At 65.7% G+C, this 21,187-nt stretch carries 22 protein-coding genes; 14 read left to right on the forward strand and 8 right to left on the reverse strand.

What is annotated here, in order from left to right; all coding sequences use genetic code 11:
* Positions 1-25: 25 nt before the first annotated feature.
* Positions 26-622 (reverse strand): arylesterase, encoded by a 597-nt coding sequence (locus WQQ_RS07680; protein ID WP_040453192.1) that lies wholly within the window; start codon positions 620-622, stop codon positions 26-28.
* Positions 623-734: 112 nt separating this feature from the next.
* Between WQQ_RS07680 and WQQ_RS07685 the strand changes: the two genes are divergently transcribed.
* Entirely contained in the window at positions 735-1,415 is a 681-nt protein-coding gene (locus tag WQQ_RS07685) for an ABC transporter ATP-binding protein (RefSeq protein ID WP_040453194.1), read from the forward strand.
* Positions 1,412-3,928 (forward strand): ABC transporter permease, encoded by a 2,517-nt coding sequence (locus WQQ_RS07690; RefSeq protein ID WP_007184574.1) that lies wholly within the window; start codon positions 1,412-1,414, stop codon positions 3,926-3,928. The genes WQQ_RS07685 and WQQ_RS07690 overlap by 4 nt, the downstream gene beginning before the upstream one ends.
* A gap of 174 nt (positions 3,929-4,102) precedes the next feature.
* Here the strand turns inward: WQQ_RS07690 and WQQ_RS07695 are convergent, their stop codons facing one another.
* From WQQ_RS07695 to WQQ_RS07710, 4 genes are all read right to left on the reverse strand, one after another.
* Positions 4,103-5,629 carry an ammonium transporter gene (locus WQQ_RS07695; RefSeq protein ID WP_007184575.1) on the reverse strand — a complete coding sequence of 509 codons (1,527 nt, stop codon included), beginning with the start codon at positions 5,627-5,629 and terminating at the stop codon, positions 4,103-4,105.
* Between the two features lie 153 nt (positions 5,630-5,782).
* Positions 5,783-7,240 (reverse strand): ammonium transporter, encoded by a 1,458-nt coding sequence (locus WQQ_RS07700; RefSeq protein WP_007184576.1) that lies wholly within the window; start codon positions 7,238-7,240, stop codon positions 5,783-5,785.
* Between the two features lie 28 nt (positions 7,241-7,268).
* Positions 7,269-7,607, reverse strand: coding sequence for a P-II family nitrogen regulator (glnK, locus tag WQQ_RS07705; protein ID WP_007184577.1), 339 nt, complete (start codon positions 7,605-7,607; stop codon positions 7,269-7,271).
* A 236-nt stretch (positions 7,608-7,843) separates the two neighbouring features.
* Positions 7,844-8,725 carry a lysophospholipid acyltransferase family protein gene (locus WQQ_RS07710; RefSeq protein ID WP_007184578.1) on the reverse strand — a complete coding sequence of 294 codons (882 nt, stop codon included), beginning with the start codon at positions 8,723-8,725 and terminating at the stop codon, positions 7,844-7,846.
* 118 nt (positions 8,726-8,843) lie between these two features.
* On the opposite strand from WQQ_RS07710, the gene dtd reads away from it, so the two are divergent.
* The 9 genes from dtd to tatC all read left to right on the forward strand — a co-directional run bounded on the left by dtd (position 8,844) and on the right by tatC (position 14,301).
* Complete coding sequence (gene dtd, locus WQQ_RS07715) at positions 8,844-9,281, forward strand: D-aminoacyl-tRNA deacylase (RefSeq protein ID WP_007184579.1); 438 nt, start codon at positions 8,844-8,846, stop codon at positions 9,279-9,281.
* Between the two features lie 115 nt (positions 9,282-9,396).
* Positions 9,397-9,990, forward strand: a complete 594-nt coding sequence (gene hisB, locus WQQ_RS07720; protein WP_007184580.1) for an imidazoleglycerol-phosphate dehydratase HisB — start codon at positions 9,397-9,399, stop codon at positions 9,988-9,990.
* A 29-nt stretch (positions 9,991-10,019) separates the two neighbouring features.
* Entirely contained in the window at positions 10,020-10,661 is a 642-nt protein-coding gene (hisH, locus tag WQQ_RS07725) for an imidazole glycerol phosphate synthase subunit HisH (protein WP_007184581.1), read from the forward strand.
* Between the two features lie 142 nt (positions 10,662-10,803).
* Complete coding sequence (hisA, locus tag WQQ_RS07730) at positions 10,804-11,529, forward strand: 1-(5-phosphoribosyl)-5-[(5-phosphoribosylamino)methylideneamino]imidazole-4-carboxamide isomerase (RefSeq protein ID WP_007184582.1); 726 nt, start codon at positions 10,804-10,806, stop codon at positions 11,527-11,529.
* Between the two features lie 130 nt (positions 11,530-11,659).
* Entirely contained in the window at positions 11,660-12,454 is a 795-nt protein-coding gene (gene hisF, locus WQQ_RS07735) for an imidazole glycerol phosphate synthase subunit HisF (protein ID WP_007184583.1), read from the forward strand.
* A gap of 22 nt (positions 12,455-12,476) precedes the next feature.
* The gene (locus WQQ_RS07740; protein ID WP_007184584.1) at positions 12,477-12,815 is read left to right on the forward strand and encodes a phosphoribosyl-ATP diphosphatase; all 339 of its coding nucleotides are present in this window, start codon (positions 12,477-12,479) and stop codon (positions 12,813-12,815) included.
* Between the two features lie 113 nt (positions 12,816-12,928).
* Positions 12,929-13,156 carry a Sec-independent protein translocase subunit TatA gene (gene tatA / locus WQQ_RS07745; protein WP_007184585.1) on the forward strand — a complete coding sequence of 76 codons (228 nt, stop codon included), beginning with the start codon at positions 12,929-12,931 and terminating at the stop codon, positions 13,154-13,156.
* A 16-nt stretch (positions 13,157-13,172) separates the two neighbouring features.
* The gene (tatB, locus tag WQQ_RS07750) at positions 13,173-13,523 is read left to right on the forward strand and encodes a Sec-independent protein translocase protein TatB (protein ID WP_007184586.1); all 351 of its coding nucleotides are present in this window, start codon (positions 13,173-13,175) and stop codon (positions 13,521-13,523) included.
* Between the two features lie 16 nt (positions 13,524-13,539).
* Positions 13,540-14,301 (forward strand): twin-arginine translocase subunit TatC, encoded by a 762-nt coding sequence (tatC, locus tag WQQ_RS07755; protein WP_007184587.1) that lies wholly within the window; start codon positions 13,540-13,542, stop codon positions 14,299-14,301.
* 15 nt (positions 14,302-14,316) lie between these two features.
* Here the strand turns inward: tatC and WQQ_RS07760 are convergent, their stop codons facing one another.
* Entirely contained in the window at positions 14,317-15,267 is a 951-nt protein-coding gene (locus WQQ_RS07760) for a TraB/GumN family protein (protein ID WP_007184588.1), read from the reverse strand.
* A gap of 28 nt (positions 15,268-15,295) precedes the next feature.
* Positions 15,296-16,162 carry a tRNA 2-thiocytidine(32) synthetase TtcA gene (gene ttcA / locus WQQ_RS07765; protein ID WP_007184589.1) on the reverse strand — a complete coding sequence of 289 codons (867 nt, stop codon included), beginning with the start codon at positions 16,160-16,162 and terminating at the stop codon, positions 15,296-15,298.
* Positions 16,163-16,400: 238 nt separating this feature from the next.
* Between ttcA and WQQ_RS07770 the strand changes: the two genes are divergently transcribed.
* The 3 genes from WQQ_RS07770 to WQQ_RS07780 all read left to right on the forward strand — a co-directional run bounded on the left by WQQ_RS07770 (position 16,401) and on the right by WQQ_RS07780 (position 19,168).
* Positions 16,401-16,769, forward strand: coding sequence for a hypothetical protein (locus tag WQQ_RS07770; protein WP_040453199.1), 369 nt, complete (start codon positions 16,401-16,403; stop codon positions 16,767-16,769).
* Between the two features lie 135 nt (positions 16,770-16,904).
* Positions 16,905-17,615: a carbonic anhydrase gene (locus tag WQQ_RS07775; protein ID WP_007184591.1), complete on the forward strand. Its 711-nt coding sequence runs from the start codon at positions 16,905-16,907 to the stop codon at positions 17,613-17,615.
* A gap of 17 nt (positions 17,616-17,632) precedes the next feature.
* Positions 17,633-19,168 (forward strand): SulP family inorganic anion transporter, encoded by a 1,536-nt coding sequence (locus WQQ_RS07780; RefSeq protein WP_050997596.1) that lies wholly within the window; start codon positions 17,633-17,635, stop codon positions 19,166-19,168.
* A gap of 183 nt (positions 19,169-19,351) precedes the next feature.
* On the opposite strand, the gene WQQ_RS22900 is transcribed toward WQQ_RS07780, so the two are convergent.
* Positions 19,352-21,166: a POT-type proton-dependent oligopeptide transporter gene (locus tag WQQ_RS22900; protein WP_007184593.1), complete on the reverse strand. Its 1,815-nt coding sequence runs from the start codon at positions 21,164-21,166 to the stop codon at positions 19,352-19,354.
* Positions 21,167-21,187: the final 21 nt, after the last annotated feature.

Raw genomic sequence — 21,187 nt, forward strand, 5'->3', positions numbered from 1 at the left:
CGGCGCGCCTGGACCCGATGAAAACTTACGGATTCAAGGTTTTCAGCAGCGGCTCGAGGCGGGGCCAGACCGCTTCGAGCATGAGCGGCTGCGAGGCCGCCGACGGATGGATGCCGTCGTCCTGGAAGGCCCCGTCCTTGCCGACCAGCGGGAGCAGGAAGAACGGCACGAGCGGCACCTGCTTGGCCTCGGCCACCTGCTTGAAGCTGTCGGAGAAGCCCTTGGTGTAGGCGGCACCGTAGTTCGGCGGAATCATGATTTCGAACAACAGCACCTGCGCCCCGCCCGCGCGCGCCTTGTCGACGAGCGTCGAGAGGTTCTCGCGCATGGCCTTGAGCGGCAGGCCGCGCAGGCCGTCGTTGCCGCCGAGCTCGATCAGAACGATCTGCGGCTGGTTCCGGTCCAAGGCCGCAGGCAGTCGGGCCAGGCCGCCCGAAGTGGTATCTCCGGAGATGCTCGCGTTGGCGACCCTGTGCGGAAACCCTTCGGCCTTGAGCTTGCTTTGCAGCAAGCTGACCCAACCCACTTGAGCATCGAGCCCGTAACCGGCGGACAGGCTGTCGCCGAGCACCAGGATCGTCGGCTGATTCGCCGGCGTCTTTTCGGCGGCGACGGCCCGCATCGGCAGCGCAGCGAACGCAGCACCACACCACACGGCAAGGATCAGGATGAGCAAACGGGAGCTGGAACCTAAGCTGGAACCTACAGCGGAGACGGCGCGAGACCAGGCGGGCATGAAAGGGTCCGGGCGGGCGGTGGTGGAAGCGGTCGACGTGAGCAAGCGCGTGCGCAGCGGGCAGACCGAGCTGACGATACTGGAGGCGGTGGACTTGCGCATCGCTGAAGGCCAGAGCGTCGCCATCGTCGGCAGCAGCGGCTCGGGCAAGACCACGCTGCTGTCCCTGCTCGCCGGGCTCGACCTGCCGACGCACGGCGAGATCAGGCTCGACGGCCAGTCGCTGTCGGGCCTCGACGAGGACGCGCGCGCCGCCTTGCGTGCCGGGCGCGTCGGCTTCGTGTTCCAGTCGTTCCAGCTGCTCGGCGGCTTCACCGCGATCGAAAACGTGATGCTGCCGGCCGAACTCGCCGGCCTGCCCGATGCGGGCGATCGCGCCAAGGCGGCGCTCGATCGCGTCGGCCTGTCGGCGCGCCTGAATCACTATCCGTATCAGCTGTCGGGCGGCGAGCAGCAGCGCGTCGCCATCGCCCGCGCCTACTGCAGCGAGCCGCGCATCCTGTTCGCGGACGAGCCGACCGGCAATCTCGACCACGACACCGGCGAGCGCATCGTCCAGCAGCTGTTCGAGCTCAATCGCGTTTCGGGCACCACGCTCGTGCTCGTCACGCATGACCGCGCGCTCGCGGCGCGCTGCGATCGCCAGCTCACCTTGAGCCACGGGCGGCTCGTCGAATGAGCGCTTCGACTTCCGCCAACGCCGGCTGGCTCGCAGCGCTGCGCTTCTCGGCGCGGCGTCTGCGACGCGGCTGGCGCAGCGGCGAGCTGCTGATCCTCACGCTGGCGCTCGTGGTCTCGGTGGCGTCGGCATCGGCGGTCGGGCTGTTCAGCGATCGCGTGCGTCGCGCGGTGACGCAGCAGAGCGGCGACGCGATCGGCGCCGACGCGATCATCAGCAGCCGCAGCGCATTGCCCGATTCCACGCTCGACGAACTGCGCGCGCTCGGCCTGCGCACCGCGCGCATCACCGAATTGCAGTCCGTGATCCTGTCCGGCGACGACACGCTGCTGGTCGCGGTGAAGGCGGCCGAGCCGGGCTATCCGTTGCGCGGTGCCCTGCGCATCGCCGCGCAGCCGTTCGCGCCCGCGCACGAGACGCGCGAGGTTCCGGGCCTCGATGAAGTCTGGGTCGATGCGCGCGCCTGGCAGACGCTGCAATTGCAGCCCGGCGCGAGCCTGCAACTCGGCGAATCGACCTTCCGCGTCACCGGCGTGATCGAGTACGAGCCCGATCGCGGGGCCGGCTTCACCGATCTGGCGCCGCGCGCGCTGATCAATGCGCAGGCACTGCCTGCGACGCAGCTCGTCGGCGTCGGCAGCCGCACGCAGAACGCGGTGCTGCTCGCCGGCGAAGCCGCGCAGCTCGACGCGGCCGAGAAGCTCGAACTGCCGCAAGGCGTGCGCTTCATGCGCCCGGACCAGGCGCGGCCCGAAGTGGGTCGCGCGCTCGGCGCCGCGGGCCAGTTTCTCGACATCGCGGTGCTCGCTGCGATTCTGCTGTCGGCCGCGGCGGTCGCGCTGTCGGCGCGCCAGCATGGCCAGCGCCAGCGCGATGAAGTCGCGCTGCTCAAATGCCTGGGCGCGAGCTCGGCCTATGTCGGCGCGGTGCTGGTTTCGCAGTTGTTCCTGCTCGGCGCGATCGCGGGCCTGGTCGGCGCGATGATCGGCTTCGCGGGCCAGGCCGTGCTCGCCGGCTTGCTCGCCGCGCTCGTCGACACGCCGCTGCCGGCGCCCGCGATCGCGCCGCTGCTGACGGCCTGGGCGCTCGAACTGGTGCTGCTGCTGGGCTTTGCGCTGCCGCCGGTGCTGCGTGCGCGCAGCGTTCCGCCGGTGCGCGTGTTCCAGCGCAATCTGGGCGAAGACCGCAGCCTCGTCGTCGGCCTGCTCGCGCTGGCGAGCGCGATCGGCCTGCTGTGGTGGCAGGCCGGCGATACCAAGCTCGCGGTTTCGGTGCTCGGCGGCGCGGTCGGCACCGCGCTCGTGCTCGGGGCGATGGCCTGGGGCCTGGTGTGGGCGCTCACGCCCTTGAGGCGCGCCGGCCGCACGGCGCTGCGCTTCGGCCTCGGCAACGTCGCGCGCCGGCGCGGCGCGAGCGTCGGCCAGGTGGTCGCGCTGGGCGCCGCGCTGCTGTCGCTGCTGCTGCTCGCGGTGGTCCAGCGCGATCTGCTCGAGGCCTGGCGCAACCGCGTGCCGGCCGATGCGCCGAACCAGTTCCTGATCAACATCCAGCCCGAGCAGGTCGAGCCGCTCAAGCAGTTTTTCGCCGGGCGCGGCTATCCGGGCATCGAGCTCTGGCCGATGGCGCGCGGACGCCTGACCGCGTTCAACGGCAAGCCGGTGACGGCCGATTCCTTCGACGATCCCGAAACGCGGCGCTGGATCAATCGCGAATTCAACCTGTCGTGGACCGAGCGCTTCGGCGACGACAATCGCCTGGTCGAAGGCCAGTGGTGGGATGCGTCCGCGGCCGGCAAGCCCTGGCTGTCGGTCGACGATTACGTGGTCGAGCGCCTGCACGCGAAGATCGGCGACAAGCTCACGCTCGCGATCGCGGACCGCGAGATCGAGCTCGAAGTCGTCAACGTGCGCGAGGTGAAGTGGGAGAGCTTCAAGCCGAACTTCTTCCTCGTGACGCCGCCCGGCACGCTCGATTCGGCCGCCGGCATGGCGCAGTACCTGACCGCGGTGCACGTCGGCGCGGACCAGCGCGGGCTGCTGCGCGACCTGATCAAGGCCTTCCCGAACGTCACCGCCTTCGACATCGAGGCGACCATGAACCAGGTGCGCGGCATCGTCGACCGCGTGGTGCAGGCCGTGCAGTTCCTGTTCGCGTTCGCGCTCGCGGCGGGCGCCTGCGTGCTGCTGGCCGCGATCGAGAGCACGCGCGCCGAACGGGTGCGCGAAACCGCCCTGCTGCGCACGCTCGGTGCAGCGCGGCGCACGATCGCGATCGGCCTGGTCACCGAATACCTGGTGCTCGGCCTGCTCGCCGGGCTCGTCGCGGCAGCGGCGGCGCAGATCATTGCCTGGGTGCTGGCGCGCGAAATCTTCGAGCTGCCGTACACCTGGAGCCCGCTGCTGTGGATAGTCGGGGCCGTCGGCGGCGCGCTGCTGGTGGTCGCGCTCGGCTGGTGGTCGCTGCGCAAGGTGCTCGACACGCCGCCGCGCGTGGTGCTGTCGGCCGGCGGTTGAACTGCGTTCTGCGAGACGGGAATAAAAGAAGGGCGGGTCTTTCGGACCCGCCCTGAATACAACACCCCTAGGAGATGAGCGATCCGCAACCGAAGGGTGCGCGGACCGCGATCCGAGACTGGTTCTGCAAAAGGCTTACCAACATCGGCGACCGCGAGGGGCGAAATTCGAAGCTCAGGGGTTGTAGGCCTTTTCGCCATGCTCGGCGACGTCGAGGCCTTCGCTCTCGGCTTCTTCGCTCACGCGAATGCCGATGGTGAATTTGAGCAGCAGCAGCGTGACCGCGGTGACCACCGCGCTCAGCACGATGGCGACCAGCACGGCCTTGATCTGGATCAGGATCTGCGACGACGAATAGCCCGCCACCATCTCGACCCAGTTGTTGTAGACACCGACGCCGCCCTTGTCCGGATCGACGTAAACGCCGGTCAGCACAGCGCCGATGATGCCGCCGACCGCGTGCACGCCGAAGGCATCGAGCGCGTCGTCGTAGCCGAGCCATTTCTTGATGTAGGCGACCGCGAAGAAACAGACCGCGCCGCAGAGCAGGCCGATCACCAGCGCGCCGTTGACGCCGACGAAACCGCAGGCCGGCGTGATGCCGACGAGCCCGGCGATGGCGCCCGAGATGATGCCGAGCAGCGACGGCTTGCCCTTGAACAGCCACTCGGCGAAGAACCACGACACACCGGCCGCGGCAGTCGCGAACGCGGTGTTCGCAAACGCCAGCACCGCGTAGCCGTTGGCCTCGAGATTGGAGCCGGCGTTGAAGCCGAACCAGCCGAACCACAGCAGCGAGGCGCCGATCATGCTCATGACCAGGCTGTGCGGAGCCATCTGCACTTTGCCGTAGCCGCGGCGCTTGCCGAGGATGATCGCGGCGACCAGGCCGGCGACGCCCGCGTTGATGTGCACCACCGTGCCGCCGGCGAAATCGAGCGCGCCCATCTTCCACAGATAGCCGGCGGTTTCGTTGAGGCTGTCGACTTTTTCGAGGCTCGTATAAGCGTCCGGACCCGGCCACCACCAGACCATGTGCGCCATCGGCAGGTACGAGAATGTGAACCAGATCACCGAGAAGATCAGCACCGCCGGGAACTTCATGCGCTCGGCGTAGGCACCGGCGATGAGCGCCACGGTGATGCAGGCGAAGGTCATCTGGAACACCGCGAACAGCAGTTCGGGCAGCACCACGCCTTTCGAGAACGTGCCGGTCGCAGCGAAGAAATTATTGGCGTCGTAGACCACGCCCTTGAGGAACATCTTGTCGAGCGTGCCGACGAAAGCGTCGGTGCCGCTGAACGCGACCGAGTAGCCGTAGACCACCCAGAGCACGCCGATCAGGCAGAAGATCGCGAAGGTTTGCGTCATCGTCGACAGCATGTTCTTGCTGCGCACCATGCCGCCGTAGAACAAGGCCAGGCCGGGCAGCGACATCAGCAGCACGAAGGCCGTCGATGTGAGCATCCAGGCGATGTTGCCTTCGTTGAAAGTCGGCGCCGTGGCGGCCGCTTCTTCGGCCGAAGGCTCGGTGACCGCAGTTGCCGGAGCGGCAGGAGTTTCGATCGCCGGAGTTGCCGCGGCCGCCGGAACTTCGGCAGCAGCCGCTGGAGACGGGCTGCTCGCCGGCTCCTGCGCAAACGACAGGCCCGAGGCCAGACACAGGATCAACGCAAGAAGCGACAGCAGGCGATTCGGCATGAGAACCCACTCCCGAACTGATTTCAGATAAGAAGTTTCAGATAACAAAAAGGCATGCGCCGATGGACTTTCATCCACCGGCGCACGCCTTTTTACTGCATTTTCACTGCGCTCGAATCGGGAGCCGAGAAAGCCTCCCGATCCAAGTGAGGCTTACAGGATGTAGCCGCGCTCACCGTGCTGCGTGATGTCGAGGCCTTCTTCTTCGGAGTCCGGCGTGACGCGCAGGCCGAAGATCATGCCGACGATCTTGAGCAGGATGAAGCTGCCGATGCCGGTCCAGACCACCGTGAGCAGCACGCCCTTGATCTGGATCAGAACCTGAGCGCCGATCGACACGCCTTCGGCGGTGCCGACGGTGCCGAAGCCACCGAGCGACGGAGCCGCGAACACACCGGTCAGGATCGCACCGATGATGCCGCCGACGCCGTGGACGCCGAACACGTCGAGCGAGTCGTCATAGCCGAGCGCCTTCTTGAGCGAGGTCGCGGCGAAGAAGCAGATCACGCCAGCGGCCAGGCCGATGACCAGCGCGCCCTTCGGACCGCAGGTGCCGGCAGCCGGGGTGATGGCGACCAGACCGGCGACGGCGCCCGAGATGATGCCGAGAACCGACGGCTTCTTGTGGACGATCCACTCGACCAGCATCCAGCCCACGGCGGCGGTGGCGGTGGCGATCTGCGTCACGGCCATGGCCATGCCGGCGGTGCCGTTGGCGGCAACAGCCGAACCGGCGTTGAAGCCGAACCAGCCCACCCACAGCAGCGAAGCGCCGACCAGTGCATAGCCGACGTTGTGCGGCGGCATGGCGACGGTGCCGTAGCCCTTGCGCTTGCCGAGCACCAGGGCAGCCACCAGACCGGCGATACCGGCGTTGATGTGCACCACGGTGCCGCCCGCGAAGTCGAGCACGCCCCAATCCCAGGCCAGACCACCGTCGCCGCTCCAGACCATGTGGGCCATCGGGGCGTAGCAGAAGGTGAACCAGAGAACCATGAACACCAGCATCGCCGAGAACTTCATGCGCTCGGCGAAAGCGCCGACGATGAGGGCGGGGGTGATGATCGCGAACGTGCACTGGAAGGTGAAGAACACGGCTTCCGGAATCGTCAGCGTCAGCGAGTCGGTGCCGACGCCGGCCAGGAAGGCCTTGCTGAAACCACCGAAGAAGCTGGCGAAGTTGATAACGCCCTTCTCCATGCCGGTGGTGTCGAACACCAGGCTGTAGCCGTAGACGGTCCACAACACCGTGATCACCGAGCAGATGGCGAAGCACTGCATCATCACCGAGAGCACGTTCTTGGAACGCACCAGGCCCGAGTAGAACAGGGCCAAGCCCGGGATCGTCATCAGCAGCACGATGGCGGTCGCGGTGAGCATCCAGGCGGTATCACCGCTATCGAGCGTCGGAGCGGCTTCTTCAGCGGCGGCTTCGGCCGGAGCGGCCTCTTCGGCAGCCGGGGCGGCCTCGGCGGCAGGCGTTTCGGCCGGAGCGGCAGCTTCGGCGGCGGGCGCCTCGGTAGCGGCGGCGGGTGCTTCGTCCTGAGCCCAGACCGTGGCCGAGCCGCAGGACGCGGCCAGCATCAAGGCCAGTACAAATTTACGAATCATGTTGGACATCTCCCCTGGATGATGAAGTTTAGAGCGCGTCTTTGCCGGTCTCGCCGGTGCGGATGCGCACCGCCTGCTCGAGACCAAAGACGAAGACCTTGCCGTCACCGATCTTTCCGGTGTGGGCGGCCTTGCTGATGGCGTCGATCGCCGCATCGGTCTTGTCGTCGTCAACCGCGACTTCGATCTTGACCTTGGGCAGGAAATCGACCACGTACTCCGCTCCGCGATAGAGCTCGGTATGACCCTTCTGGCGGCCGAAACCCTTGACTTCGGTCACGGTGATGCCGGCGACGCCGATTTCCGACAGCGCTTCCCGCACCTCATCCAGCTTGAAAGGCTTGATGATGGCAGCAATTAATTTCATTGACTGAACTCCTTGAACAAGCTGCGATTTTTGGTGTGAAGGCACACACCGGAGGCCCCTAGCTCCCAAGCCTGCGGCAATGCTCTAAAGCATGGAATATGCCAATGGAATGAAACCTCCATCGGAGGCGCGCTGCAAACAGATGGTGCGTTGCGCACCAACAAAGAACATATGAGCCCAAAATGGGGCTTGTGACATCCAAAAGCGGGCAAGCGCCCGCTCGACCAAAGACGGAATCAGCGTTTGAGGCGCTCGTAAGGATTCTTGGATCCGGCCGGTTGCCGGCGATAGCGCTTGTAACTCCACCAATACTGCTCAGGCAGGTGGGTCAGCACCGATTCGATGCCCTGATTGAGGGCCGCGACACCGCGCACCGGATCGTCGACCTGGCTCGGGGCCGGCGTCATGTGGAAGCGGTAGCCACTACCGTGGCCGAGGCGCTCGGCATAGCAGAACCACACCGGTGCGCCGGTGCGTGAAGCCAGTCGCGTGACAAGTTCGGGCGTGTGCGCCGGCAGTCCGAACAGCGGGGCGAAGGCCCCGGCACCCCAGGGCGGATCCTGGTCCGGCAGGATGCCGACCATCTGCCCGGCCTTGAGCGCCTGCAGCAGCGATTTCACGCCGCCGCCGGTGGTCGGCACGAGCTGGGCGCCGAGGCGCGAGCGGCCTTCGAAAATCACCGGGTCGACCGAGCCGCCCTGCGGCTTGTACAGCGAGGTGATGCGTCCGACCGAGGCGCAGAACATGCCCGCGAGTTCCCAGCTGCCGATGTGCGGACACAGGATGATCGCGCCCTTGTTGTCGGCCAGTATTCCGAGCAGCTGCCGGCGCGCGTCGGCGTCGTCGAGCCAGGACAGCAGCCGCGCCTTCGGGCCGAACCAGATCGCCGGTGCCTCGGCCACGGCCTTGGCCATGTGGATCAAACTGGTCTTGGCGATGGTCTCGCGGTCGGCTTCGGGCAGCTCGGCCAGGCACAAGTCCAGGTGCAACAGCGTCACGCGCTTGAGATCGTTCGGGACATACCAGGCCAGCCGTCCGACCAGCACGCCGAGCCCGTGCAGCAGGGGCAAGGGCAGATGGCCCAGGAGGATGAAAAGGGCGCGCAGAATGGAGGACATTGCCGTCATTCTAGTGCCAGTTCCCGAGTTGTCGCTGGTCACTCGCCTTTTCTTCGCGAGGCCGCTCGCCATCATCGGCGCCCACACCACCAATCAGTACTCAGGAGTTCCACGAAACATGATCGGCCTGTTGCAGCGCGTGAGTTCGGCGCGTGTCCTCGTCGACGGCGAGGTCACCGGCGCCATCGAGGCCGGCCTGCTGGTGCTCGTCGGCGTACAGCGCCACGACGACGCAGCGAGCGCCGCCCGCCTGCTCGAGCGCCTGCTCGGCTATCGCGTCTTCACCGACGGCGAAGGCCGCATGAACCGCTCGCTCAAGGACGTCGGAGGCGGACTGCTGCTGGTTTCGCAATTCACGCTCGCGGCCGACACCGGCAAGGGCACGCGCCCGGGCTTCAGCACGGCAGCCCAGCCAGGCCCCGCGCGCGAGCTATTCGATCACCTCGTCGGCCTCGCCCGACAGGCGCATCCGGTCGTCGCCACCGGGCGCTTCGGGGCTCATATGCAGGTGAGCCTGACCAACGACGGCCCGGTGACGTTCTGGCTCGAAACCTGAACCGGCGCAAAAGCGAGAAGCCGGTCACGAAAAACAGCGGCATTTGAAGTCGGCCCGGCGCGGAGTATCCTGTGCGCCCTTTTCGTACCCGCTCGTCATCGGACAGCCGTTGGGAATGCCAGCCCGCACCGCCAGCATCAGTCGCGACACCCGCGAAACGCAGATCCAGGTGTCGATCAATCTCGACGGCAGCGGCCGCTCGGAACTCGACACCGGCGTTCCGTTCTTCGACCACATGCTCGACCAGGTCGCCCGCCACGGGCTCATCGACCTGAGCATCAAGGCGGTCGGCGATCTGCATATCGATGCGCACCACACGGTCGAGGACGTCGGCATCACGCTCGGCCAGGCGCTCGACAAGGCGCTCGGAGACAAGCGCGGCGTGCGCCGTTACGGCCACGCCTACGTTCCGCTCGACGAAGCGCTCGCGCGTGTCGTCGTCGATCTGTCGGGGCGTCCGGGCCTGACCTATAACGTGGAGTTTCCGCGTTCGATGATCGGCACGTTCGACGTCGATCTGCTCAGCGAGTTCTTCCACGGCCTGGTCAACCACGCCAGGATCACGCTGCACATCGACTCGCTGCGCGGCGTCAACGCGCACCACGTCGCCGAAACCTGCTTCAAAGCCTTTGGCCGCGCCCTGCGCGCGGCGGTGGAAATGGATCCGCGTGCCGCGGACGCCATGCCATCGACCAAAGGCAGCCTCTAAATACTCCCTCATCGTTTTTCCGAGCGCGCATGGCCAGCATTGGCGTCATCGATTACGGGATGGGCAATCTGCATTCGCTGGGCAAGTCGCTCGAACGCGTCGCCGACAACCAGCGTATCGAGATTTCCTATGATCCCGAGAAGCTGCTCAAGTGCGACCGGCTGGTGCTGCCGGGCGTGGGCGGCGTGCTCTGCTGCATGAACGAGCTGCGTCGTCTGGAACTCAATGACCTCGTGATCGAGGCGAGCAAGAAGGTGCCGATGCTCGGCATCTGCCTCGGCATGCAGGTGATGCTCGAGCATTCGAACGAGAACGGCGGCGTCGACGCGCTGGGCTTGTTTCCGGGCAAGGTCGTGCGCTTCCCCGACCCGCCGGCCGATGCGCCCGAGCGCCTCAAGGTGCCACACATGGGCTGGAATCGCGTGCATCAGTCCAAGGCGCATCCGCTGTGGAAAGGCATTCCGGACGACAGCTGGTTCTATTTCGTGCACAGCTATCACGCCGAGCCGAGCAACCCCGAGCACACGCTCGGCGTGGCGGATTACGTCAGGCCGTTCGCGGCCGCCATCGCGCGCGACAATCTCGCCGCGTTCCAATTCCACCCGGAAAAGAGCCAGGGCGCCGGACTGCAGCTGCTGGCCAATTTCACCGAGTGGAACGGAGCGGCCTGAGGCCCCACCCGCAGATGGCTTGCCAAGCGCCGCACGGATGCGGCAGAGTCGAGCCATCACCCTTGGAACTTTCAACTCCGCCATCTGTCGCGACTCATCGCGCTGATCCGCTTCCCTGCCTTCCGGCCGCTGCCCTCCTCCCATGCTGTTGATACCCGCCATCGATCTCAAGAACGGCCATTGCGTGCGACTTCGCCAGGGCCGCATGGATGACGTCACCATCTTTTCCGAAGACCCCGTGAGCGTCGCCCAGCGCTGGGCCGACGAAGGGGCCGAACGCATTCACATCGTCGACCTCGATGGCGCCGTCAAGGGCCAGCCGGTCAACCTCAAGGTGGTCGAGGCGATCGCCGCAGCGGTCGACGTGCCGGTACAGATCGGCGGCGGCATTCGCGACGAAGAAACGATCCAGCGGTATCTCAACGCCGGCGCGGCCTACGTGATCATTGGCACCAAGGCCATCAACACGCCGCACTTCCTGCGCGACGTCTGCCTCGAGTATCCGCGCCACATCATCGTGAGCCTCGATGCGAAGGACGGCCGCCTCGCCCTCAACGGCTGGGCCAAGGTCACCCATTTCGACGCCATCGAAGCCGCGCAGCACTGCGAGCGCGACGGCGTCGAGGCGATCGTCTACACCGACATCAGCCGCGACGGCATGATGGCCGGCTTCAACGTCGAATCCACGCGCGCGCTCGCCCAGTCCGTGAAGACGCCTGTGTTCGCGAGCGGCGGCGTTTCCACGCTCGATGACATCCGCAAGCTCAGGGAAATCGAAGGCGATGGCGTGGTCGGCGCGGTGATCGGCCGTGCCCTCTACGAAGGCGGCTTCTCGCTTGCGGATGCCGTGAAGATCGCCAAAAGCTGAGATGCCGGGAGACGGGGAACGGGAGACGGGAGACGAACACGGCACGCTCGAAGGCTTCGAGCATCGTTCGCAAACCCGAGCCTGCTTTTACGTCTCCCGTCTCCCGTTCCCCGTCTCCCGGCTGTAAGACATGCTCGCCAAACGCATCATCCCCTGCCTGGACATCGACCGCGGCCGCGTGGTCAAGGGCGTCAAGTTCGCCGAGATCCGCGATGCCGGCGATCCGGTCGAAGTCGCCCGTCGCTATGACGCCCAGGGCGCCGACGAACTCGTCTTCCTCGACATCACCGCGAGCGCCGAAGACCGGCCGACGCTGTTCGCGACCGTCGAAGCGGTGGCTCGCGAGATCTACATTCCGCTGACCGTCGGCGGCGGCGTGCGCACGAGCGCCGATGTTCGCGCCCTGCTCAAGGCGGGCGCGGACAAGGTCTCGATCAACACTGCGGCCGTGCAGAAGCCCGACTTCGTCACCGAAGCGGCCGAGCGCTACGGCGTGCAGTGCATCGTCGTCGCCATCGACTGCAAGCGCGTGAGCAAGAAGAAGGAACCGCCGCGCTGGGAAATCTTCACCCACGGCGGACGCAAGGCCACCGGCCTCGATGCGATCGAATGGGCCGCCAAGATGGTCGACAAAGGCGCCGGCGAGCTGCTCGTGACGAGCATGGACCGCGACGGAACCAAAGAGGGCTACGACCTCGAAGTGCTGCACGAGATCAGCAAGATCGTAACCGTGCCGGTGATCGCCTCAGGCGGCGTCGGCAATCTCGAACATCTCTACGAAGGTTTCTCGCAGGGCGGCGCCGATGCGGTGCTCGCCGCGAGCATCTTCCACTCGGGCACCTATTCGGTGAACGATGCCAAGACCTACCTCGCGAGCCGCGGCGTGCGCGTGCGTCAGGGCGATATCCGCAGCGCGGTCATCTGACCCCGTTCGCACGCGACTCTCAATGACGATCCAGACCGACCTTGGCGCCGTGCTCGACCAGCTCTACGCCACGCTGCTGTCGCGCAAGTCGGCCGACCCGGACTCCTCGTACGCGGCCTCGCTGTACGCCAAGGGGCTCGACGTCATTCTCAAGAAGCTCGGTGAAGAGGCCACCGAAACCGTCATCGCGGCCAAGAACCAAGACCCGTCCAAGCTGGTCTATGAACTCGCCGACCTGTGGTTTCACTGCTTCGTGCTGATGGCAGAACGCGGATTGACGCCGCAACAGGTCGCAGACGAACTGGCTCGCCGTCACGGCCGCTCGGGACTCGACGAAAAAGCCTCGCGGCCGAAAGGCTGACCACGACCCGATTTCGGGACTGCACCGCAAAACAAGCTGCCGATCGGAATTGCAGGCAGAATTGCGAAGTCCAAAGATGCCGGCTACGGCCTCACACTATCAGGAGACGCATCATGGGTTCATTCAGCATCTGGCATTGGCTCATCGTGCTGGCTATCGTGGTGCTCGTGTTCGGCACCAAGAAACTGCGCAATCTCGGCGGCGACCTCGGCGGCGCGATCAAGAACTTCAAGGGCGCGATGAAGGACGGCGAGGCCGAAGCCGACAAGCATTCGGCCGAACTGATCGACCAGCACCGCGAAAGCCGCAAGAGCGAATCGCAGGAAAAGTCCGAAGTCTGAGCGATAGGCGACGGCCTTGTTCGACATCAGCTTCTCGGAGCTCGCGCTCTGCTTCGTCGTCGCCCTGGTGGTGCTGGGCCCCGAGCGCCTGCCCAAAGTCGCGCGCGCGCTCGGCCGCTGGAGCGGCCAGGCCAAGTCGTACATGCGCAACCTGACCGCCGAACTCGAGCGCGAAACCAACGTCGCCGAGATCAGGAAGCAGTTCGCCGATGCCGAGCGCACGATTCGCGAGAATCGCGACGAGGTGGAACGCTCGATCCGCGCGACCGGCGACGACGTGCGCAACAACCTCTCGCCGGAACCCGAGCACAGGCCCGCAATCTCCGAACCCGCTGCGCCCGCCAGCGACGACAAGCCCAAAAGCTGATCAGAACTGACCGACGATGGCCGACGCCTCCACCGAAAACGAGTTGCCGCTGATCGGGCATCTGCTTGAGCTGCGCACCCGCTTCATTCGCATCCTGCTCGGTATCATCGTGGTGTTCGCTCCGCTGGCCTACTTCGGCAAAGAGATCTACGCGCTGCTCGCGCATCCGCTGCTCGCGCTGCTACCGGCCGGGGCAACGATGATCGCCACCGAAGTCGCCTCGCCGTTCTTCGCCCCGATGAAGCTCGCGGGCATCCTGGCCGCGGCCGTGTCGATGCCCTGGACGCTGTACCAGGTCTGGGCCTTCGTCGCGCCGGGCCTCTACAAGAACGAGCAGCGCCTGGTGATGCCGCTGCTGGCTTCGAGCACCTTGCTGTTCTATGCAGGCATCGCCTTCGCGTACTTCCTGGTGCTGCCGGCAGTGTTTCACTTCATGGTCGGCGTGGCGCCCGACGGCGTGTCGGTGATGACCGACATCAACAAGTACCTCGATTTCGTGCTTTCGCTGTTCTTCGCCTTCGGCGTCGCGTTTGAAACACCGGTGGCAATCGTGCTGCTCGTGCTGACCGGCTTCGTCACGCCCAAGCAGCTGCGCGCCCAGCGCCAGTACGTGCTGGTCGGCGCCTTCGTGGTCGCCGCGGTGCTGACCCCTCCGGACGTACTCTCGCAGCTGCTGCTCGCGATTCCGGCCTATCTGCTGTACGAAGTCGGCATCGTCGCGGCCTCGTGGGTGGCGCCTAAGAACGACGACTCCGGCGAGTCGACCGACTTGGTCTGACGTTTTCTCGGCGACTCAGCGTAGCGCCGCGGCTTTGGCCTTTGGCTCGCGCGTCGGCACCGCTGGCGGCCCGGCCGTGAGCGCCTTGATTTTCCAGCCGCGGGCCTCCAACAGTGCGGGCACGCCGTCGGGCCCGACCAGGTGCGCCGAGCCGACCACGATCAGCTGGGTCTGCGGCCCGCGCAGCAAGACTTCGAGTGGTGCGACCCACGCGCGGTTGCGTTCGCCCAGCAGGTGCTCGTAGGTCAGCGGATAGTCGCGCTTCATCTCGATCACGACCTGTTCCATGCCGGCCCGGTCGTCGTTCTGCCACTGCTTGATCAGATACGTGCTGCTGCGATCGGTCGAGCCGAGTTCGGCGACGGTCGAGGCCAGAAACTGGGCACTCAGCGGATCGCCCATCTGGGTGAACAGGCTCAGCTGCGATTCGGGCGATTCGAGCCAGCTTACCGGGCGATCGTCATTCACCGAGCGCTCGTAGAAGTACCGGTCGAGCCCGAAATCGCCGCTGATGCCCTGGGTTTGCAGCGAGAACAGTTCGAGCGACAGCGCGCAAAACCAGGCCTTGAACGGATCGCAGAGCGTCATCGGCAGTTTGGCGGCGCGTGCGCGCTGCTGCAGCTGCGTGTAAAGCTCGGGCGGGATGGTCGACTTGAGGCCGGCCGGGGCACGTGCCGCGTCGAGCATGCGCTTCTGGAAATCCGCCTCCTGCAATACCGCCGGGTCGGTTTCGAGCACCAGGCCCTCGGCGTTGGCGTAGGCCTGTTCGAGCCCCTGCGGCAACGGATACGCCGACTCGGGCAGCACGTGCACCGAGCCGATCAGGTAGTGCCGCACCGGTTTGCCGTCCGGAGCGGATTCGACGATCCACGAAAACGGAGCCGGATCGACCGGCGGCGGCGGCGCTGTCAGCGCCCAAGCTTCGCCATAAAATGAAGCGCAAGCGCCCCAAAATAGAGCAACCACCCTGTTCGATGTGAACCGCGACGCGGCTCTATTCGGCATCGGGCATGAGCCAGCGGGCCGACATCGCGCGGTCACCGCCGAGCGTGGCGAAATCGAACAGATTGCGGTCCGCGAGCTGGGACGGCGCGACGTTCGACAGCGCCTTGAAGATGGTCTCCGAACGCCCCGGATGCTCGGCCTCCCAGGCGTCCATCATGCGGCGCACCTGCTTGCGCTGCAGGTGCTCCTGCGAGCCGCAGAGATTGCACGGAATGATCGGGAACTGGCGCTCGGTCGCGTACGCGGCGATGTCGGACTCGCGGCAATACGAAAGCGGGCGAATCACCACGTTGCGGCCGTCGTCCGACAGCAGCTTGGGCGGCATCGCCTTGAGGCTGCCGCCGAAGAACAGGTTCAGGAAGAAGGTGGCGAGGATATCGTCGCGATGATGGCCGAGCGCGATCTTGGTGAAGCCCTGCTCCTGCGCGTACGTATAGAGCGCCCCGCGACGCAGGCGCGAGCACAGCGAGCACAGGGTCTTGCCCTCGGGCACCACGCGCTTGACCACCGAATAGGTGTCCTGCTCGAGGATGTGGAAGGCCACGCCGCGCGAAGCGAGATATTCCGGTAACACATGCTCCGGAAAATCGGGCTGCTTCTGGTCGAGGTTGACCGCCACGAGCTCGAAACTCACGGGCGCTTTCTGCTGCAGCTGCAGCAGCATGTCGAGCATCGTATAGCTGTCCTTGCCGCCCGACAGACACACCATCACACGATCGCCGTCGACGATCATGTTGTAGTCCTGGATCGCCTGGCCGACGTTGCGGCGCAGCCGCTTGGCGAGCTTGTTGGACTCCAGCCTGGCGCGTTCGACTCGCGTTGCGCTGGGGGTGAAAACGACAGGGGTTTCGATCACGGCGAGGTATTGACGACTTGAAAGCGGCTGATGAGCGCCTAGTGTAAATCCATCGCGCAGGTGCGCAAGAACGCTTCTTGCTTGATTATTTTGGGTTGGAGCCGTGACAAAAGGGCTCCAAAACTGTTCTCATAAGTAGCGTCGTCCAGCGACGGTCCGGGAATTTTTTTGCAGGTCGCTGGTCCATGCCACTCAGTTTCAACACCGTTCACCAAGAGAGTCACGCTTAATTCGTCCTATGCGTTCGTCGATTTTCGATCTCCGGGTGGTGCTTCGCTGCTGCGGCCTCGTGCTGCTGGCGTCGCTCTGGCTGGCCTCGATGACGAACCTCACGATCACCAGCGTCGACCCTTCGAGCGACACCAGCAGCCCGGCCTATCTGCTCGCTGCGGCCAGCATGGTCGACGACGAGGTCGACGGTGACCTGCCCGAACCCGAAGCCGATCCGCTTTCCGATGACCTGACGTTCGACGATCACGGCGAGCACGTCGGTCCCGATCTGATGCTGCCTTGGCTGCCGCATCCCGTTTCATCGTTCGCCTCGCTATCGGGTTCGCCGATACGCGTCGACGCCTTCCTGCATCGCCCTCCGATTCTCCTCGGCTGAGTCTGTCGCGCCGGCCCCTACAACGGCCCGGCGCCCTCGCAATTCCTGTTTTTCGAGTCCCGCGCTCTCCGGTGGACGCTTGGCCGTCCCTGCACGCGCGCGACTTCTTCAGACCCAGACTACAGAGAGAACTCCATGGAACGCCTGATCAAAGGTTTCGAACAATTTCGCCGCACGGCCTTTCCTGAAAAGCGCGAGCTTTTCGAAAAGCTCGCCGGCGGGCAGACCCCGCACACGATGTTCATCACCTGCGCCGACTCCCGTGTCGCGCCGGAGCTGTTCACTTCGTCCGAGCCGGGCGACATCTTCGTCTGCCGCAACGTCGGCAACATCGTGCCTCCGTACGCCCAGTTCACCGGCGGCGTGTCGGCCGCCATCGAGTACGCGGTCGCCGCGCTCAAGGTGCAGAACATCGTCGTCTGCGGTCACTCCGACTGCGGCGCCATGAAGGCGACGCAGGATCCGTCGAAGGTCGCCTCGCTGCAGGCCGTCAGCGCCTGGCTGCGTCACTCGCATATCGCCAAGGTCGTCGTCGACGCCAATTACACCTTCCACGATCCGGCCGAGCATCTGGCCAAGATCACCGAAGAAAACGTGGTGGCCCAGCTCGATCACCTGCGCACGCATCCGTCGGTGGCGGCCAAGCTGATGGCCGGCCAGCTGCAGATTCATGGCTGGGTCTTCGATATCGAAGCCGGCTCGATCAAAGCCTACAGCGCCAAGCAGGGCCGCTTCGTCCCACTCGAGGATTCGCTGCTCGAGACCGATGATCTCGGCACCCTGCCGCACGCCACGCCGCCGTCCCGCCTGAGCGCCAACGGCGCCACCGCCGGAGACACCCTGTGAGCCAGGCTCCGACTACGATGAAGGCGAGCATCCTCGCCCCCGGGCAGATCGCGCCCAATATCCTCTCCTCGATCGTCGTGTTTCTGGTGGCGCTGCCGCTGTGCATGGGCATCGCCATTGCTTCCGGCGTTCCACCGGCGGCCGGTCTGATCACCGGCGTCATCGGAGGCATCGTCGTCGGAGCATTCGCCGGTTCGCCGCTGCTCGTCAGCGGCCCGGCGGCAGGTCTGGCGGTGCTGGTGTTCGAGCTCGTGCGCGATCACGGCCTGGTCGCGCTCGGGCCGGTGGTGCTGCTGGCCGGTGCCATGCAGCTCGCCGCCGGCCTGTTCAAGGTCGGCCTGTGGTTTCGCATGGTCGCTCCGGCGGTCATTCACGGCATGCTCGCGGGCATCGGCATCCTGATCGTCGCCTCGCAGCTGCACGTGATGGTCGACGCCAAGCCGCTTGCGGGCGGCCTGCAGAACTTCGGCGCCCTGCCGGGCCGTATCTGGGACGTCGTCACGAGCAAGCAGGGCCTCGAGGCCGGGCTGCTCGGCCTCGGCGTGATCGCGGTGATGATCGGCTGGGAGAAGTTCAAGCCGGCCAAGCTCAAGCTGGTTCCGGGCGCCCTGCTCGCGATCATCCTGGCGACCGCCATCGCCCAGGTCGCTCAGCTCGACGTGGCGCGCGTGGACCTGCCGGCGAACCTGTTCGGCTCGATCGAATTCGTCGGCTCATCGGGGCTGGCGATGCTGCTCGACCCGACGCTGCTCGGCATCGCGCTGGCCTTCGCCTTCATCGCGAGCGCCGAAACACTGCTCTCGGCGGCGGCGGTGGACAGCATGCACACCGGCCCGCGCACCAAGTACGACCGCGAGCTCTGTGCTCAGGGCATCGGCAACATGCTCTGCGGCGCCGCTGGCGCCCTGCCGATGACCGGCGTGATCGTGCGCAGTGCGGCCAACGTACAGGCCGGCGCCACTTCGCGTCTGTCGACGATCCTGCACGGTACCTGGCTGCTCGGCTTCGTCGTGCTGTTGCCCTGGCTGCTGCGCATGGCGCCGATCGCGGCGCTCGCGGGCATTCTCGTGTTCACCGGCTTCAAGATGGTCAACCCGAAGCAGCTCAAGGAGCTGGCGCACTTCGGCAAGGGCACGCTGGCGGTGTTCCTCGCCACCGCGCTGATGATCGTCGCGACCGACCTGCTCATGGGCGTGGCCGCCGGTATCGCCCTGTCGCTGCTGCTGATGGCCCTGCGTGCGGCCTACCTGCACGTGAGCCTGAAGAAGGACGAAGCCAACAAGACGGCGGTACTGCGCCTGACCGGCTCGGCCACCTTCCTCAACGTGCCGCGCCTGTCCGAAGTGCTCGACAGCGTTCCGGACGGCACCACGGTGACGGTCGACATGGACAAGCTGCGCATGATCGATCACGCCTGCCTGGTGCTGCTGCAGGACTGGAACCGTACCGCACATGCGCGTGGCTGCAAGCTGGTGGTCGATTGGCAGGCCCTCGAAGCACTCAGCGAAGCGGGCAGTAAGCGGGGGCGGGTTCAAGGACTGACCACGACCTGAAGCCGTCAGCTGCACCGTTGCAGAAAGCATCAAAAAAACCCGGCCTTCGCAAGAAGGCCGGGTTTTTTCTTCGGTTGCCGCAGGATGGGTTGGCTGTCTGGTCACGTCAGCCACGCTTGCGCCTTCCGACGAGTAGCGGTGGGTTACGGGCCCTTCGGCGCCATCCACCCTGCCGCACAGAACTCAGCCGTCTTCGCGCACGTAGGTCTGCTCCTTGAACCAGGCAGCGAAGAACACGAACAGCACCGCCACCGAGCCCATGAGTCCGGCAAAGAACAGGAAATACACCGGACCGACGAGCGCGTACGTTGACACCTCCGAAGCGTTCGCGACGTAGCGGCCGCTGCTGGCGACGCTCTGGCGGCTGACCTTGTCCATGAGCCGCACTCGGCTGCCGCCCGCATCGACTTCGGCAACCAGGAAGGTGCCGGCCAGCGGGCCGTTCTTGCCCCCTCCGTCGCTGACCGTGATGCCGTTGTCACCGGCGAAGTCGATCTTCTGCCCGGTGACGAAGTCGGCGGCGTTGGCGAGGCCGACCCAGGTCTGCTCGCCGGTGCTGATCTCGGTGGCCTGCAGCGGCTCGATCATCAGCGAGTTCACGGCCGCCGTGAACGCGTTGCCCACGCTCGTCGACAGCAGGAACAGGCTCATGATGAAGCTCTTCATGTACAGCGGAGCCTGCTTGTAGCTGTATTCGAGTGCGGTGATCGAGACCAGCACCTCGCCCGCGGTGAGCACCGAATAGGCGGCGATCTGCCACCACATGCTCACCATCTCGCCACTTTGGATGCGCTGCTCGATCGACGCCACGATCAGGAACGAACTCGCGGTCACGAACAGGCCGATGCCGATCTTGCGCAGCGGCGTTACCGTCCAGAACCGGCCGATCAGCGGATAGATGCCGAACGTGAAGACCGGCACCAGCAGGATGATGAAAATGCCGTTCACCACCTGCACCTGGCTCGGCAGCATTTCGTAGGCGGCGAGCTTCTCGAAGCCCGCGACGCCGCCGAGAAAGCCGAACAGGTGCTTGTCCATCAGCGCCGACTGCGCCTGCACGGTCCAGCTGTTGCCGTTGCTCTGGTCCCACAGCGACCAGAAGAAGGCGACGAACAGGTACAGCAGCGCCAGCTTGCCGACGATGCGCAGGCCTTCGCCGGTCAGCGAACGCTCGAGCCAGGCGCGCAGCTCGGGCGGCAGGACATGGCGCAGCCCGGTCTTGAGGAACAGCGCCGCCACGGCGGCCAGCGACGCGAGCAAGGTGAAGGTCGCGAGCAGGATGTTGTTGCCGCTGGCGGTGAACACGAACACCGTGAACGCGAGCACCGCGAAGAACACCAGCAGAAAACCCGGCAGCGCCAGGCCGGGCCTGCTCATCGCCGCCGGCACCACCGCGAACCTCGAGCGCCCGAGCCAGAACACCAGCGTGGCGAAGGCCATCATCACGCCCGGCATGCCGAAGGCGTAGCGCGGACCGTATTCCGGATCGGCCAGCAGCACCGGGCAGAAATAGATCGAGAACGCCGAGCCGATGTTGATCGCCAGATAGAAATACGAGAACGCGCGCTCGATCAGGTGCGCGTTGGCGCTCGTGAACTGGTCGCCCACGTTGGTCGACACGCAAGGCTTGATGCCGCCGGTGCCGAAGGCCATCAGCAGCATGCCGAGCACCATGCTGGCCTCGCCGGTGGAGAAGGCGATCATGAAGCAGCCGATCACGTAGACGATCGAGAAGCTGATGATGGTGCGGAACTTGGCGAGAAAGACGTCGGAGACGATGGCGCCGAGCAGCGGGAAGAAGTACGCGCCGGCCTTGAACAGCGCCTGCCAGGTCTGCGCCTTGGCGTCGCCGAAGTGCAGGAACTGGATCATGTACTGCACGAGAATCGCGTTGACGCCGTAGAAGCAGAAGCGCTCGGCGAATTCATTGGCGATGATGAAGGGGATGCCGGCGGGCATCCTGTCGGTGCGCACGGGCGCCGCGGCGGGGCTGGTCATCGGGAGTCCTGAGGATCGAGC

Source organism: Hydrocarboniphaga effusa AP103, assembly GCF_000271305.1.
Taxonomy (GTDB): Bacteria; Pseudomonadota; Gammaproteobacteria; order Nevskiales; family Nevskiaceae; genus Hydrocarboniphaga; species Hydrocarboniphaga effusa.